The sequence below is a fragment of the Paenibacillus sp. NPDC058367 genome (genome assembly GCF_042723305.1).
GTDB lineage: Bacteria > Bacillota > Bacilli > Paenibacillales > Paenibacillaceae > Paenibacillus_AQ.
The window spans coordinates 401170-415994 of record NZ_JBHXIZ010000005.1 but is presented as its reverse complement, the minus strand read 5'-3'; the positions used below and the strand labels follow the sequence as shown (position 1 = coordinate 415994).

General features: G+C 44.6%; 12 protein-coding genes. 4 read left to right on the top strand and 8 right to left on the bottom strand.

Going from position 1 to position 14825, the window contains the following annotated elements; genetic code table 11:
• Positions 1 to 16: 16 nt before the first annotated feature.
• On the bottom strand, positions 17 to 799 hold the full coding sequence (locus tag ACFWMP_RS25135; RefSeq protein WP_339244542.1) for a zinc ribbon domain-containing protein: 783 nt from the start codon (positions 797 to 799) through the stop codon (positions 17 to 19).
• A gap of 305 nt (positions 800 to 1104) precedes the next feature.
• Between ACFWMP_RS25135 and ACFWMP_RS25130 the strand changes: the two genes are divergently transcribed.
• Positions 1105 to 1779, top strand: a complete 675-nt coding sequence (locus ACFWMP_RS25130) for a GTP pyrophosphokinase (RefSeq protein WP_042193221.1) — start codon at positions 1105 to 1107, stop codon at positions 1777 to 1779.
• 100 nt (positions 1780 to 1879) lie between these two features.
• On the opposite strand, the gene ACFWMP_RS25125 is transcribed toward ACFWMP_RS25130, so the two are convergent.
• Together ACFWMP_RS25125 and ACFWMP_RS25120 are read right to left on the bottom strand one after the other, a co-directional pair.
• Positions 1880 to 2683: a hypothetical protein gene (locus tag ACFWMP_RS25125; RefSeq protein ID WP_379424959.1), complete on the bottom strand. Its 804-nt coding sequence runs from the start codon at positions 2681 to 2683 to the stop codon at positions 1880 to 1882.
• Between the two features lie 32 nt (positions 2684 to 2715).
• Positions 2716 to 5802, bottom strand: coding sequence for a DEAD/DEAH box helicase (locus ACFWMP_RS25120; RefSeq protein ID WP_042184521.1), 3087 nt, complete (start codon positions 5800 to 5802; stop codon positions 2716 to 2718).
• Between the two features lie 499 nt (positions 5803 to 6301).
• Here ACFWMP_RS25120 and ACFWMP_RS25115 point away from each other — a divergent pair, with 499 nt between their 5' ends.
• Positions 6302 to 7078 carry a TspO/MBR family protein gene (locus tag ACFWMP_RS25115; protein WP_042184519.1) on the top strand — a complete coding sequence of 259 codons (777 nt, stop codon included), beginning with the start codon at positions 6302 to 6304 and terminating at the stop codon, positions 7076 to 7078.
• 84 nt (positions 7079 to 7162) lie between these two features.
• On the opposite strand, the gene ACFWMP_RS25110 is transcribed toward ACFWMP_RS25115, so the two are convergent.
• From ACFWMP_RS25110 to ACFWMP_RS25090, 5 genes are all read right to left on the bottom strand, one after another.
• The gene (locus ACFWMP_RS25110; RefSeq protein ID WP_042184517.1) at positions 7163 to 7543 is read right to left on the bottom strand and encodes a RidA family protein; all 381 of its coding nucleotides are present in this window, start codon (positions 7541 to 7543) and stop codon (positions 7163 to 7165) included.
• Between the two features lie 93 nt (positions 7544 to 7636).
• On the bottom strand, positions 7637 to 8302 hold the full coding sequence (locus tag ACFWMP_RS25105; protein WP_379424958.1) for an oxidoreductase: 666 nt from the start codon (positions 8300 to 8302) through the stop codon (positions 7637 to 7639).
• Positions 8303 to 8322: 20 nt separating this feature from the next.
• On the bottom strand, positions 8323 to 9597 hold the full coding sequence (locus tag ACFWMP_RS25100; RefSeq protein ID WP_081382976.1) for an MFS transporter: 1275 nt from the start codon (positions 9595 to 9597) through the stop codon (positions 8323 to 8325).
• A 95-nt stretch (positions 9598 to 9692) separates the two neighbouring features.
• Positions 9693 to 11105, bottom strand: a complete 1413-nt coding sequence (locus ACFWMP_RS25095) for an ATP-binding protein (RefSeq protein ID WP_379424957.1) — start codon at positions 11103 to 11105, stop codon at positions 9693 to 9695.
• Between the two features lie 169 nt (positions 11106 to 11274).
• Positions 11275 to 11478 carry a CsbD family protein gene (locus ACFWMP_RS25090; protein ID WP_042184513.1) on the bottom strand — a complete coding sequence of 68 codons (204 nt, stop codon included), beginning with the start codon at positions 11476 to 11478 and terminating at the stop codon, positions 11275 to 11277.
• Between the two features lie 447 nt (positions 11479 to 11925).
• Here ACFWMP_RS25090 and ACFWMP_RS25085 point away from each other — a divergent pair, with 447 nt between their 5' ends.
• Both ACFWMP_RS25085 and ACFWMP_RS25080 read left to right on the top strand, forming a co-directional pair.
• The gene (locus ACFWMP_RS25085; protein ID WP_379424956.1) at positions 11926 to 12816 is read left to right on the top strand and encodes an FMN-binding protein; all 891 of its coding nucleotides are present in this window, start codon (positions 11926 to 11928) and stop codon (positions 12814 to 12816) included.
• 48 nt (positions 12817 to 12864) lie between these two features.
• A complete protein-coding gene (locus ACFWMP_RS25080) occupies positions 12865 to 14745 on the top strand; it encodes an FAD-dependent oxidoreductase (protein WP_379424955.1) in 1881 nt (626 codons plus the stop codon).
• Positions 14746 to 14825 lie beyond the last annotated feature (80 nt).

Genomic DNA, 14825 nt, shown 5'->3' with positions numbered 1-14825 from the left:
CTGACTGAAATCCGTACTATATTTGCTCTGACCCACATCGCGGGCACCATAAGGAGCCCTTAGGTAATTCGTTCCGACAGATTTGGCACTGGATCATATCTCGTACACCATGGTCCTCAGTGACCGCAGATTCCTCCTGGTGCTCATTCTTGTGCCATTCGCCGAAGCGACGGTCTAGTTCAAGCTGTCTTTTTCTTTCCCGTTCCAGCTGCTCGGCTTGTTTACGTTCCCGCTCAATATCTTGCTCGCTCGCCTTATATTCTTCAAGTGGCAGCTCATCATCCGGATGCTGAACTTCAGCATATACGACACTCTGCGGGTGCAGCTTCATTGCAATTTCCTTCTCTTCATCCGTAAGCTCATCTGCACCATAATATTGATCTTCGTCATCTTCATTCACAGATTGAACAAATACCGGTGTAGAAGGCACCCTTCTCGAAGCGGACAATGGCTCCAGCTTACTTCCGCATTTCGGACAAAAGTTTGCATCAAGCGCCACAATATGACCACATGAACATAACCGCTCATTTTTCAGCTCAGCAATTCGTGTCCGCAGGACTTCGATTTTTTCCTGAAGTTTGGAACAGTTACGGGACAGCTCCACCATTTTACCTTCAGCTACCGACATATCCTTTGAACGATATCCTTCATAAAAAAGTCTGCCCATTTTCGTAAATTCAACTTCCATTTCTTGTTCAACGTCGGAAATAAGTCCGTTCAGCTTGCCGATCTCTACTGAGTTTTGGGCTTTTTCGGTAACCCGGCTCGCGCTATCTTTAATTTTTTTGATAAAACTCATTACAGTTCCTCCCTCTCCAGCGATACGTGTTTCTATCATACCAAATGTATCGAGTAGATTCATTAATGTGCTTTAATACGCGATTTAGAGGAGAATGTTCCTATAAAATCCATACTAATTGATTTAAGCCACTTCCCTCTTACACTTATGGGTTATATTTCCTAATTTTGAATGTAATTTTGCGTCAGGGGTTCTACATCGGTTAAAATAGAATTATCACAAATAACGAAATCGGGAGAGTTTCAGTGGAAGAACATGAGAGCACACAGCTTACGCTTAGTCAGCTACAGGTACACGTAAAGGATCTGCAACAGTGGCAAGGTAACAGCAACGAGGATTTCGCTAAACTGGTTAACGAGTTCGAAGCCTTACCGGCACTCTATCGCCACGCGTTAAATGATCTTCAGAATAAAATTGATGTGATCAAGACGGAATGGCAATCCCGCGACGGCTTCAGTCCCATCGAACATGTCAAATGCCGGATCAAAGAACCAAAGAGCATTCTTCAAAAGATGGAGCGCAAAGGCTACGGTTTCAGCTTGGAAAATATGGAGCAATACATTCACGATATTGCCGGAATGCGGATTGTATGTGCCTTCGTTAAAGATATATACCGTTTAGTAGATCATCTTAGTACACGCGAAGACATCCGCGTGCTTGAGATTAAAGATTATATAGCTCATCCTAAACCAAACGGATATCAAAGCCTTCATCTTATAGTCGGTATCCCACTCGTCCTGCTGGAAGGAACACGCTGGGTCAAGGCTGAGATCCAGCTGCGCACACTAGCTATGGACTTTTGGGCAAGCATGGAACATATTCTGTATTATAAATTCGATAAGCAGTTGCCTTCGCATGTCGCTGAGGAACTGAAAGAAGCCGCGCGCGCCGCTGATGAACTAGATCAAAAAATGCTTCGTCTTCGCCGCGAAATTCTAGAGCTTTCAGAAGGAGAATTGCCTCCTGCTGGTCAGCATTAGAATAACTAACCAGATACTCTGTTAGATAATTAGGCAAAACAAGAGGCTGTTTCAAGAGTAGCATTCACTACTTTTGAGACAGCCTCTTTCGTATTTTCACTTACCGCTTAATCAGACCCTTATTCGCCCGACGCGCAGACGCTTCTGCAACCCGCTGCATAATCAAAGTTAATCCCTCAATGGCTTTAGGTGTCTGCGGTAGCAACGTTCCCCAGTCTTCTGTAACTTCAGCTACTACTACCGGCGAAGGAAACGGTCTAGCCGCAATCTCATGGAACTGTGGCCCAGGCTGATGTAGCGAACCTTCAGCAGCCGCTTCTGCCAGCCATTCGCCAGAGGAAATGGCCGGACCCTTGCGTTCAAGCCGAGCCAATTCTGTAGAAAGTTCACTAACCGAGGCCTCTTCTTCCTCTGTTTCAGCTTCGTCGCTAGAAATATCCCCTTCAGCCCAAAGGGCAAAAATTCCGTCCAAGAGCTCTCCTTTAGTAAATCCTCTCAGCGAAAGTGCCAGCAGCGGCTCTTCAGCAAGACGTTCTTTAATAAGCTTCAAAGTTTCCGCCTTATGCTCCAAACCCTCACCCTCAAAAAGGGCTTGCTCCAGCTCACTATCCGTAGGTAGAAGCTCAAGCTCTGCCAGCTCACCCGTCAAACGTCCTTGCAGCAGGGCAAATACTTCCCCGGGACTTAGTGCCAGACTTCGTAATATTTCTTTTCTTCGGGAAGCATGCCATACCGGAACCTTCAGAGAGAGAGGTCGATCCGCTTGTTGTTCCTGAGCAGGCGCGCTGGCGTTCAATTCACCCTTCGACCGAGACCCTCCCGTCACTTTCCCAGGTAGCACCGTCCATGCTGCTTTTACTAATCCAGGCACAACTTCCAGCCGCATCTCTAACCGTTCACTCATTGTTCGATCCCTCCGTAACACTCATATCTGTCTTACATCCAGTCCTGATCCTGCAGTTCAATAAGTTCCTTCAGCTCATGATTGGACATCTCAGTCAACCATGTTTCGCCAGAGCCAACAACCTGCTCGGAAAGATTTTTCTTACGCTCAATCAATTCATCAATACGTTCTTCCAACGTTCCTTGGCAAATCAACTTATGCACTTGAACATTTTTATCCTGACCAATTCGGAATGCCCGGTCTGTCGCCTGATTCTCAACTGCCGGATTCCACCAACGGTCATAATGGATGACATGATTAGCTCTTGTAAGGTTCAACCCTACACCACCCGCTTTTAAAGAAAGTACGAAGAAGGATGGGCCTTTTCCCTCTTGAAAATCATGAACCATCTCGTCGCGCTCGCGTTTTGGAATTCCGCCGTGCAAGAACAGCGGCGCTGTTCCATAACGCTTAGTCAGCTTGCTAACCAAGAGCTCACCCATCGCTACATATTGAGTAAAGATCAACACAGATTCTCCGACCTCCGCAATGCTATCCAGAATCTCGAACATGACTTCCATTTTACCGGAATGCTCACTTCGCGGACCCCTGCCTTCTTCTTTGCGGAATAGCTGAGGATGATTACAAATCTGCTTCAATTTCGTTAGAGAAGACAGCACGAGTCCTCTGCGAGCCATCCCGCTACTCTCTCCAATCACGCCAAGCATTTCATCCACGACACCCTGATATAGGACTGCCTGTGTTTCCGTCAGCGGACAATAAGACTTCAGCTCCAGCTTCTCCGGTAAATCTTTAGAGATATCCGGATCACTTTTCAAGCGGCGCAACAAGAATGGAGATACCAAGCGATGCAATTCCCTTAGTCGTTCTCCACCCTCTCCAGATACATAACGCTGCCGGAAGGAATGGTAGGTTCCTAGATAACCCGGGTTTAAAAAGTGAAAAATAGACCATAACTCACCTAGTCTGTTCTCTACTGGTGTCCCCGTCATAGCTATGCGATGCGGCGCTGATAGCTTCATCACACTTTGCGCCTGTTTCGTCCGATGATTCTTAATATACTGAGCTTCATCCAGCACCACAGTGGACCACTGAACATTCGCTAAATCCTCGCTGTCACGACCTGCTAAATGATAGGTCGTCAATACAATATCATGACTGGCAGCCAGTTCTAAAAAGCTATCTCCCCGCACTCGGCGTCCACCATGATGAATGTGAACTTTAAGCGAAGGCGCAAAGCGCTGCAATTCCCGCTGCCAGTTCCCCAAAAGTGAGGTTGGGCATAGAATCAGCACAGGCTCCTGCTTCTCTTCAGATGGAGCACTTAAAGCGCGGTCCAGCAGGCAGGTAATGACCTGCACCGTCTTACCGAGACCCATGTCATCGGCCAGACACACCCCAAATCCCAGACCACTGAGAATGGAGAGCCATTGATAGCCGCGCTCCTGATAAGGTCTCAGGGTGCCGTGCAGACCTTCAGGTACGGCACGCACTGGAAGATTACGCAATATGTCGCCCCGCATCAGCGATGACAATAGTCCGGATGTTTCCATCCCCGTGACCGACATCCCTTTCCAGAGCCGCTCTTCACCATCCTCAGCCTCTAGGCGCATCCAATCGGCTGCGGTCATTTCCCCATTTTCATGGCGTTTCATATATCTAAGAACCTGGCGAATTTCTTTAGGATCTACCTCAATCCATTCTCCGCGGAAACGTACAAAGGGTACGCCTGCCTCCACTAGTGCGTTTAGTTCTTCTTCACTGATTGTACTCTCCCCAAGTGAGGCTTCAATGCGAAATGAAATCAGCTCTTCCATCCCAAGAGCCACTGGAGCAGGACTATCAATCCCACTCACTACCGGCTGCATTTTCATCTTCATGCCAATCCGGCGGCGTCCCTCACGGCTCCAGCGCGATGGCATCTGCACGGTTATTCCACGCTCACGCAGCTGCTGCACCGTCTCCTTCAAAAAGAAATAAAGACGCTCTGGTTCCAAATCTGCTCCCGTAGGTGCAGGCATAGAAAGAGCGCGCTCTATGTCTGGAGAGATTCTTGCCGCTCGGCCCAGCGCTATAAGAAGCTGCTGCTGTATATTTCGATAGCGTTTCCCCCATAACGTAAACTCTCGTTCCTTACTGCTCCAAATCGATTTTGCCGGAATCCAGAATTCCCCTTCTTCCTTGTTCTCCGCCCAGAAGGTTAACCGCCAGATTTCTTCATTATCTCCAGGGGGCTCAAGACGTAGCCCAAGACCCAGCTGTCCACTCCGCGCTTCTTCAGGTTCCGATTGCGGCACATCGCTACCAGCTGTCTCATTCACAGTAGCCAGAAGATCTGTCACCTCTGCTTGCGTTCCCTGCACGGGTATATCCCGGCTGCCTGTAAGAAGACTATTCCACCACAGCTCAGTTAAAGGGGAGTAACCCCGGCGATAATTGGCTTTGTAAGGGGTAAGTTCACTTTCAATACCCGCAATCACTTTCTTTATCTCTGCAGTCATTACCGCCTGCATAAAGGAGTAAAGCACATAGGCGCCTGCCTCTTCCCTCGAAGATAAATCCCCCGCTTCAGCTATATGCGTCCCTAAGGCCAATACCGGCATGGACGACGCCAGCTGCAGAAAGATCTCCTTATCCTCCTGCTTTCGAAAAGCTGGAGACCAGCAGACCGTTGCTGCTTGTTCACCACCACGACGGCGTGAACCTACCGGACGTGGGGGCAAGGCTCCTGGCGTAACGCCGCCAGTACCCATCAATTCCAGCGCAAAGCGGGCTGCTGCCGCCCAATAGCGCAATTCGCCTCCAGGCTCTACTCCCTGATCTCGGCATAACGTCTCATCCCATGCCAGAAGCAGTTCAAATGCATCGCTAGGGACTAAGGCGAGCCCTTCGAATGTTCTTCCGGGCAATCCACGGCGTGCTGGCTTCCCCTCTACAGGAGGAGCCGGATATTTCACTTCTGCGAGTCGCAGAGCAGCACTCGCAAAAGGGCGAACTCCTCCCTGCAGCTCCAGCCGCTTCACCACTCGGGTCCAAGCGTCAACCTTCGGCTCCGAAGTTTCGCCAGAGAAGCAAAATAACACATCCCCCAACCATATTGCATAAAGATGCTTAGTCATCGGTGATCTCCTGTCTTTTAAGCAAGCAAAAAAAGAACCAGTCCGCCACCATCAGGTGGTAACTGCAACCTTTTTCGCGAGAAATAAATTTTGAAGCTATACAAGTAGAAGTAGTTTCTCCATCCTTTTAGAGATGAGATACACTCCTGTAAGAAATATAAGGATAAAGAACTAGGATAAAACTTATCTGCTCTTGAATCTTCATCTCTTCATCTTATACGAAAAAGCGCTGATTTAAAAACGTTTCTGCATATTTTCTGTAGATTTTTATACAAATAAAGTTGAAGTACGTAGAAACACTCATGAATTTGATTCATTTCAGCATATTTTTAATAAATGTTCTAGCCACTATCGTAAAATACCCTTCACCACTACCATACTATCCATGAACATTATGACTCGCTAGTCACTTCTTTTCTTGTTTATAGTCTTAATTGTACCGAAAGCGGGTATATTCTAAGTAAGCATCACCCTATTAAAAAGCTAGGGAGTGAATTCTTTGAGACGTTATAATCCTTATAAATGGTGGAATCTTCTGTTCTTTTTAGGTGTGATTATCGTGAATGTGCTCTCGGTCACCTTACCATTAGGCGGGCACAGCACTGGAGAAATCTCTGATAAATATCAGACCTACATCACACCTGCCGGTTACGCGTTTTCCATCTGGTCATTGATTTATCTACTGTTAGCCGGCTTCATTATTTATCAATTCCGCTCCTATACAGCCTCTAGAGATTCTGTGCGGGCGGTTCAGTTCTGGTTTGTTCTGAGCTGTATTTTTAATATGAGTTGGCTCTTCCTTTGGCAATACTTATACATTGAGCTCTCTCTGGTTGCTATGGTGCTGATGTTAATCACACTGATTGTCATTTACCGAAAAACACGTTTGATCGCTAATCCTACCTCAGGCGAGAAATGGCTGATGAAGCTACCCTTTAGTATATACCTTGGCTGGATCTCTGTGGCTACTATCGTGAACATCAGCGTTGTTCTAGAAAAGAATCATTGGGGAGGTTGGGGTCTTAGCGGTAGCACCTGGGGCGTTATCATGCTCTGCGTAGGAACTCTACTTGCAATTGTGGTCAGCTATCCTTACCGAGATAGCATTTATCCACTCGTATTCGTGTGGGCCTTCATTGCGATTGCCTTGGAACACAAAGAGACCAGCGATGTCTATTTAACCGGAATGATTACAGCAGGCCTCCTGCTTCTTTACAGCATCTGGTTATTGTTCAAACCCCGCCGTAGCAGGTATCGGAGATACAGAAGTTACTAATTCTAATATAAAAAAAGGCAGGCTAGGGTTATCCACCTTAGCCTGCCTTTTTGGTAAAATAATAAAAGTGCAAAGGATAACTCCTTATTTCTTACGAGCTACCGCTTCAATCTCAACAAGTCCGTCTTTAGGCAAACGCGCAACCTCAATAGCACTGCGGGCAGGATAAGGTTCTTTAAAGAAGGTGCTATAAACCTCATTAACGGCCGCGAAATCATTCATATCCTTTAAGAATACAGTTGTCTTTACTACATGGTCTAGTGTTGCACCAGCTTCCTCAAGAATCGCTTGTACATTGTTAAGCGCTTGACGCGCTTGTTCTTGTACACCCTCAACCAAATTACCCGTTTCCGGATTCAGACCAAGTTGTCCTGAAGTGTATACCCAGCTACCCGTGGTTATAGCTTGACTATAAGGACCGATTGCTCCGGGTGCTTTTGTTGTAGCTACTTGTTTTTTGCTCATCTTACTACCCCTCTCCATTATGCGCTGATCATTTATTGTCCATTGTAAGTCCTGTTCTCATCTTAATGCAAATTTATTAGAGACCCAGAAAGCTTAGCGTTTCCCAATCACATGTATCACTTCATTCGTATAAATATGTAATCCATGGGTATCCGCAGACGCAATGTTAACCATAGCTCTTGCGACTGTCGTACCAGGTATTGCACGATATTTAGCCGCCTTACCCACCATTACAAAATCCAGCGCTTTCATCAAACTGGCTCCGACTCTCTCCCCTAATCTGAATTCTTCACGTTGGCCCAGTAGCAAGGAGGGGCGAAATATATGCATACCTTGAAATCCAATAGCGGTTAAACCTTCTTCCGCTCTTCCCTTAGTCCGACTGTAGAAATTACGCGACTTCGCATTTGCCCCTATTGAAGAGACGGCCAAAAACTGTTTAACACCCTGTTCTCTCGCTATGGCTGCAGCATCAAGCGGATAGTGTAGATCGACTCGTTCAAACTTTTCTTGTGAACCCGCCTTTTTTATCGTAGTTCCTAAACAACAGAAGATGGAATGTACCCCTTCGAACGACTCTGTATAGTTTCTTAGGTTCTCCCAATCTACAACGATTTGTTTAAGCTTAGGATGTTCTATGGCTAACGGTGTCCGTACAAGCACCCTTACTTCTTCCCAGTTATCACGATTTAACAATTCCTCCGTAACCGCTTTGCCTACCAATCCGGTGGCACCTAATACCATCGCTATTCTTAACAAGGAATAACCCCCTTTTACTTCTATTCGTCCTTTAGAATACGACGACCTAGCAGAAACGCAAGTGCAATCATAAGCGTCCCTACCACTAGCTGCATACCGTATACCTGAGTCCATTGCGGCCAGTGCGCAATTTTTTCATAGAGCTGACCGCCAATAAGCGGACCAAAAAAGGATGATAACCCGGTAAGCGCCGCATATGTGGCCATATACATCGGCCGTTCTTTTTTCGGCGTGTCTCCAATAATAAAGTTAAAGGCCAGCTGGTTGAAACCGCCTACACCAACACCAAAAACGATATGGGCCGCAAATAAGACCACCAGCATCGGCATCACAGACAAGAGTCCCCACATCAATGAGGACAGTGCAATAATCGGCAAAGTAAAGAATAACAGTCGCTTATTGCTGTATTTCGCATTTAGATTGCCCCAAACGTAGAAGCTGGCCATCATAAACACGGTCTGGGACACATTAAGCAATGACAACGTTTCATAATTAATATGAAGTAACTGCAACATGACATAAGAGTATAGCGGAACCGTTAGATTCTGCAACAACAGCCAAGCAGCCAGAAACAAGGTTGACTTCATAAATAATGTATCTTTAAGCGGTTTCTTAAACATGGGCAAAAATTTATGCTCTTCTGATTTCTCGAACGGTACATCCGGATAAAAAAAGAATACTACGACATTCGATATCGAGAAGATCCACACAACAATATATAGAATCAGAAAACCATGACCCCCGGGATAACGGTCCAGAATAATACCTCCGCCATACATAACCAAACTTCCAAGTGCATTCAGGACCGTGTTACGAATCCCAAAATAACGTCCACGTACCCGTGCGGGAACCAGATCACTAATCACAGAGCTCCACAACACACCACCAGCAGTATTGGCAATAAAAGCAGTAGTATATAAAGCAATAAATGCGATGACCCAATATTCTTTAGGAAAAATAAACGGGATTAGTCCCGTAGAACCCCAAAGTATCCTATGCAGACCGATAAAAGTAACCATAGCCCATTTGCGACTTGGCAGCTTCTGAATCAGAAAAGCTACCCCAATCTGTGCCACATTAACTAATGTAGTAAGCGCTAGCACAAATCCAATTTGACTAGAGGAAGCTCCTAAATATAGTAGAAATCCTGTTAGGAACTGCCCTTGCAGCAGTACCTGAAAAATAGTTGACGGCACACCTTCCAGCGTAGCTATACGCAAATTTCTGCGATGCACTGAAGGTTTACGAACACGTTTTGAAACCGTAACCTTATGCTTATTTTCCATGTTGTCCATAGAGGCGGTAACACTCCTTTGATGCGGCATTGGCTTCATTCTACTCCGCATCAATCTACTGTCAATACGCCAAATCACCAAATAATATTGGAGCTTTACTCACTATCCACTTCAAGGGGCAAATAAAGCGAAAATCGACTCCCCTTCTCTTCCTTACTCTCCAGAGAAATGAACCCGCCGAGCAATCTGGCCAAGTCATTACTAATAGAAAGTCCTAGTCCTGTTCCACCATATTTCCGGCTAGTCGTTCTGTCTGCCTGTTGAAAGGCTTCAAAGATCATGGCATGCTTCTCCGGTGCGATTCCTATGCCACTATCCTCCACATCAAATACAAGCCAATGTTGCACGGCATCCCCTTCCCCACCTTCCTGCTCGTGGATATGCAGCGATACGAAACCTGTCTTTGTAAATTTAAAAGCATTTGAGAGCAAATTACGCAAAATCTGCTGTACGCGATGTGGATCGGAATGAATCATTGGAGGGACATTCTCATCCATGGAGATATTAAAAGCCAGTCCTTTTTGTTTGGCCGTCACAGCGAACTGCATTGCCAGCAAATCTGGGATCTCGCTAACATTTAATTCTTCATTTATAATATCTAATCGACCTGCCTCCACCTTGGATAAATCCAGAATGTCGCTGATGATCATCAATAATTCATCACCCGAACGATGGATAATGGCTGCATACTCTCTTATTTCTGCTTCCGTAAGCAAATCATCATTTTCTTCAATTAATTGCGATAGATTAATGATGCTATTCAATGGAGTTCTAAGCTCATGTGACATATTGGCAAGAAATTCCGATTTGAATTGAGATGCCATCATTAACTGATTAGCACGCTCTTCAAGATCAAGCTTGTTCTTATGTAATTCTTCAGTCTGAGCAGACAACTGCTCGTTAGCATGCTGGATCTGCTCATTCCTTAGAAGACCGAGTTGAAAATCACGGATAATTAATGAGAACAAAATACTTAAAATTAGCCCCGCAGGGAACGTAATTGGCATAATCTCTCTTATGTACTCTTCCACAGGGATAACGCCTAACGCCATAATGTTTATGGCATTCATAAGATTAACGATCAGAATAACGATCAGACCTTGATTCACAATACTGAGGGTTGAGCGTCTGACCCAGTAGCTAAGCGACGCGCAAATAACTCCCAAAATAAAAAGATTTAGCATTCCTGCAACTGCTGCCTCTGTCACTCCGAAAGTTAACCTTGTAAGCCCCGTCCCTATACCGATCAAAATAAGCGTGATGGGTCTAGGATACGCCAGCGTCGAGATGATTAAGGGTACAAACCGCAAATCAAAGATCACATGGTCGTCCAGATTATAACCAAAAAGAGTACTGATCCAACCAGCAAAGATCGCCAGGATCACCCAGCTCGCCTTCTTTATTCCTACACTTGCATTTGAAATGGTATGTTTATAGATCAGATTAGCCAAATAGGCCACGGCTATAAGAATTGCGGTATTCCCGAAAAATATTTTAAGATACCCCATAGTTTTGCTCCTACCTGCACAAGATAAATTACAGATTTCATCTCACAATAATACCATAGCTTAACCTTCGCACACCTAATTGTTGCATAGGAAGAGCGCAAATCGTATACGATTTGCGCTCTTCCTATGCATTTTATATTTGGGTACTTAGAGTAAAAGCTATATTGAATTAATCTCGGTAGGAACGTCCCCAGCTTTGATACTCTTTTTCCGCGTCTTCTTTCGAATGGCCATAACGCTCTTGTAGTTTACCTACCAACTTATCCTTTTCACCATCAATCACATCAAGATCGTCATCTGTAAGCTTGCCCCATTGCTTTTTGGCCTCGCCTTTGAGCTGTTTCCATTTTCCTTTAAACACATTGTTGTCCATTATATGCTCATCTCCTTAGCTGAATTAAGTAGGGTAGAATACTATCCTGTGTTATCGTTACATTACCCTGTCCTATTCGCCATGAATCTTACCTAATCTATAGAAAGTCACAATTTGTCAAATAATAGTTTAAAAAAAGGTATTCAAATCCTTTAAAATTTGATACAATCAATGTATAAATTAAACATTTAATTTTTTAAGTGATTTTTTTCACATGAGTTATTTGCTCTATGTGCTAGAATGCCCTCGGAGATGAAACAACATCATTAAATTTTTTTCTATCGTATGCCGATATATGTCATGATACTGTTAGAGTTTGGCTCTTCACCCCAAGATTAAAGTGACAAATATCATTTATAAAGTGATTTTTATCACTTCGCATTACTATTAAAATGTTTTACATTTTAATATATATATTTTAAACTATATTTTTGGAGGTCATAACAAATGAAAAAAACAACAGTAATCTTGTCGACTGCCCTTATCTTAGGTAGTTTGCTTGCAGGTTGCGGTAACAACACAGACAACACACCGGCGGCTACTAATGCTCCAACAGAAAACAGTACAGCAACTAATTCCACTAACACTGGAACTGAAGCGGCGAAGTACAAAGACGGAACTTATTACGCTACTGCTGATGTGGACGCTAAAACTGGCTGGCAATATTTCGCACTCCTAACTGTAGAAGGTGGAAAGATCACTAAGGCTGACTGGGATGCTTTTAACGTAAACACTGCTGGCGATCTGAAGAAAAAAGTTTCCGAAGATGGTAAATATGGCATGAAAGCTGGTGGTGCTTCTTCTGAATGGCACGAGCAAGCAGCAAAAGCTGAAGCTTTCCTGATTGAAAAACAAGATCCAGCAGCTATAACTTTAGACGCTGAGGGGAAAACTGATGCTATCTCCGGTGTATCTGTACACGTATCTGACTTTGTAAAAGCTGCTCAAGCTGCTCTGGCTGCTGGACCTGTTGAAGCTGGTCAATACAAAGACGGAGGTTACCATGCTGAAGGCGAAATGGATAAAGACTCCGGTTGGAAATCCACTGTTGACTTGACTGTTGCTAACGGTAATGTTGTTGCTGTTAAATTCAGTGGCGTAAATGCTGCTGGCGACGACAAGAAACAATTCTCCGTCGATGGTAAATACGGTATGAAAGCTGGCGGCGCTTCTGCTGAATGGCATGAAGAGATCGCAAAAGTTGAGCAATACTATCTTGAAAAAGGTACTGCTCCAGAACTTACAGCTGAAGGTAAAACTGATGCAATTTCCGGCGTGAGTATTCATGTTGGTGAATATTTTACACTTGCTGAAAAAGCACTCGAAGGCGCGAAATAATTTCGCATAACCTTCTGCAGTTAATCAGACGAATGAGGTGAATTTCTTTTGAAAAAAATAGTCATTTTGGGCGGCGGCTACGGCGGCGTACTCACGGCTAAGAAACTGGCAAAGAAATTTAAGAAAAACAAAGATGTTGAAATCACACTGATCGACCGGAATCCATATCACACTCTATTGACTGAGCTGCATGAGGTTGCCGCGAACCGTGCTCCAGAGGATTCAATCAAGATCGATCTAAAGAAAATCTTTGCTGGACTTAAAGTGAATGTTGTTCTTGACGAAATCAGCAATATTGATTTCAAGGGTAAGAAACTCAAATCCAATAAAACTACCTATGCGTACGATTACCTTGTAATCGGTACAGGTAGCAAACCAACCTTCTTCGGCATTCCAGGTGCAGAAGAGAATACCTTCTCCTTCTGGTCTTACGATGATGCGGTAGCATTGAAACGTCAAATCCGCGACATGTATACCAAAGCCGCAATGGAGAAAAATCCAACTGTACGCCGTGCAATGTTAACTTTCGTTATCATTGGTGCCGGCTTTACAGGTGTCGAGCTTGTTGGGGAAATGGCTGAGCAACGCGAGGAATTGTGCAAGGAGTTCTATATCGACCCATCCGAAGTAAGATTGATTGTGGCTGATATGGCTCCCAAGATTCTGCCTATCCTTCCAGATAAGCTGATTCAAAAAGCTGAAGCTCACCTTCGCAAGCTGAACGTGGAAATTGTAACAGGCGCCAAAATCACTGAAGTAGGCGAAGGTAGTGTTGCCCTTGGTGAGAAAAACGTCGTTGCTTCACAAACCATCGTTTGGACTGCAGGTGTTGAAGGTTCTGAAATCGTGGGTGGACTTGAAGTACAACAACAAGGACGCAAACGGATTGTTACGAATGAGAACCTTGAAAGTGTAGATCATAAGAACGTATATGTAGTAGGGGACAACATTTTCTTCATTCCTGAAGGTGAAACTCGTCCTGTACCACAAATGGTTGAGAATGCTGAACAAGCAGCTCCGATCGTTGCTGGTAACATTGCAGCTGACATTCAGAACACTGCTAAAAAAGCATACAAACCAGGTTTCCACGGTACTATGGTATCCATCGGTAGCCGCTACGGTGTAGCAAACGTTGGTTTGCCAGGCAAGTTCTTTATGCTTACTGGTTTTATGGCAATGTTATCCAAACACTTTATCAATATGTTCTACCTGTCTCAGGTTGTAGGCTTCAATAAAGTTTGGACTTACATGATGCATGAGTTCTTCCATGTTGAGAACCGTAAGAGCTTCTTGGGCGGACACTTCTCCAAGCGTTCACCTAACTTCTGGCTCGTTCCGCTTCGCATGCTGCTTGGTGGAATGTGGCTATATGAAGGTATAGATAAGCTACGGAAAATTTGGGTAGATCCAAACAAGATATTCCTAATTCCAGCCGCTCCTTTTGCAACGGATGCTTCATCAGCAGCCAGCGTAGCGGTGGATGCAGTTAAAACAACAGTAGATGCACAATCTGCAGCTTCAGCAGTATCCACTGCAAAAGAAGCGGTTGAAGCATTGCCAGTTCCTGGCTTCGTTTATAATATTACAAACTGGTTCATGGATTTGATGTTCTACAACAACGACGGAAGTTATACATTCCTCGCGAAATGGTTCCAAATCGGTATGGTATGTGCAGAAATCGTGTTCGGTATTATGCTTATCGTTGGTCTGTTCACAGCTATTGCTTCTATAGCGACGATAGCCATGTCCGTCATGATCTGGTCGACCAAAATGGCTTCTACAGAAATGTTATGGTATGTTGGTGCGGGTATCGCCTGCATCGGCGGATCGGGCAGCACATTTGGCCTAGATTACTATGTACTTCCTTGGCTTAAGAAACATTGGAAGAGAGTTCCGATCATCAGACGATGGTATCTATACACCGACTGATTATAAAGCCCTGAATTCGTGTAATTTATTTTAAAGAAAATATGTAGATTGCATGTCAGTAAGCTAAATATGGATGTACT

Excerpts from the sequence above, each read along its gene's own strand:
- ACFWMP_RS25100 (WP_081382976.1), bottom strand. The coding sequence starts at position 9,597 with ATGGACAACATGGAAAATAAGCATAAGGTTACGGTTTCAAAACGTGTT.
- ACFWMP_RS25110 (WP_042184517.1), bottom strand. The coding sequence starts at position 7,543 with ATGAGCAAAAAACAAGTAGCTACAACAAAAGCACCCGGAGCAATCGGT.
- ACFWMP_RS25135 (WP_339244542.1), bottom strand. The coding sequence starts at position 799 with ATGAGTTTTATCAAAAAAATTAAAGATAGCGCGAGCCGGGTTACCGAA.
- ACFWMP_RS25120 (WP_042184521.1), bottom strand. The coding sequence starts at position 5,802 with ATGACTAAGCATCTTTATGCAATATGGTTGGGGGATGTGTTATTTTGC.
- ACFWMP_RS25090 (WP_042184513.1), bottom strand. The coding sequence starts at position 11,478 with ATGGACAACAATGTGTTTAAAGGAAAATGGAAACAGCTCAAAGGCGAG.
- ACFWMP_RS25125 (WP_379424959.1), bottom strand. The coding sequence starts at position 2,683 with ATGAGTGAACGGTTAGAGATGCGGCTGGAAGTTGTGCCTGGATTAGTA.
- ACFWMP_RS25095 (WP_379424957.1), bottom strand. The coding sequence starts at position 11,105 with ATGGGGTATCTTAAAATATTTTTCGGGAATACCGCAATTCTTATAGCC.
- ACFWMP_RS25085 (WP_379424956.1), top strand. The coding sequence starts at position 11,926 with ATGAAAAAAACAACAGTAATCTTGTCGACTGCCCTTATCTTAGGTAGT.